Below are 864 nucleotides of genomic sequence, written 5' to 3' on the forward strand. Positions count from 1 at the left end.
GCGAGCCAGGTTTTGCCTACACCGGTCGGGCCACCGATGATCAGATTCAAGCCATCGCGCAGCCATTGGCCGCTGCCTAGTTGCAGGATCAAGGCCTTATCCAGGCCACGTGGGCTGCGGTAGTCGATGTCTTCCAGGCAGGCGTTGTCGCGCAGTCGCGCGGCTTTGAGGCGAGTGGTCAGACGTATGTCTTCACGCTCGGTCAGCTCGCGGTCGACCATCAGGCCGAGGCGTTCATCGAAGCTGAGATCGTTGATGTCGGGCGTTGCGTGTTGCTCGCTCAGCGCCTTGATCATGCCGTGCAGGCGTAGGGTTTGCAGCTTGTCCAAGGTCGGGTTCGGTAGCATTGATAAGCTCCTTTTCAGGTCAGTGGTAGTAGCCGGGGCCGCGCAGGTTGATGTGTTCTTCGGGCAGCAGCGGCAGGTTTTGCTGGGCCAACGGCAGCTTTTCCAGGCCTTGGCGCAGGATCGATTCGAGACTTTTGTAACTGCATGCACCCAGTGCCAGCGCACGCTGGCAAGCGGCTTCCAGCCGATCTTCTCCGTGCTGTTTGCTCAGGCGCAGGATGCCCAGGCAGGCACGGAAGCCATGCTGTGGATGGATTCGGCGTTCGAGGATGTAGGCGATGACGCCCGCCGTATTCGGGCCTGTCTGCTCTGCCCAGCGGATCAGTCGTTGCGGCGTCCATTCGGCATGTTCGCGGTGGCTCTTGGGCATGTGCTCAGTTTGGGTGGTGTGGCGGCCTTTATGCCGCGAGCGCAGATGGCTGGCCACCCGCTGGTTGGCGTGGAAGCATTCGACGGTCTGCGCGGTGAGCCGTACTTCGAGTTGGTGCTTCACGAGTTGGTACGGCACCGAGTAGAA

The 864-nt window shown here is 61.2% G+C and carries 2 protein-coding genes; both read right to left on the minus strand.

Annotated features, from left to right (window positions below; genetic code table 11):
- Positions 1–347, minus strand: a 347-nt coding sequence (locus ALO43_RS16935) for an ATP-binding protein (protein ID WP_162235601.1), incomplete at its 3' end; no start/stop codon positions are given.
- 19 nt (positions 348–366) lie between these two features.
- A partial coding sequence (locus ALO43_RS16940; RefSeq protein ID WP_162235602.1) for a transposase occupies positions 367–864 on the minus strand: 498 nt, incomplete at its 5' end.

The sequence above is a fragment of the Pseudomonas tremae genome (genome assembly GCF_001401155.1).
GTDB classification, from domain to species: domain Bacteria; phylum Pseudomonadota; class Gammaproteobacteria; order Pseudomonadales; family Pseudomonadaceae; genus Aquipseudomonas; species Aquipseudomonas tremae.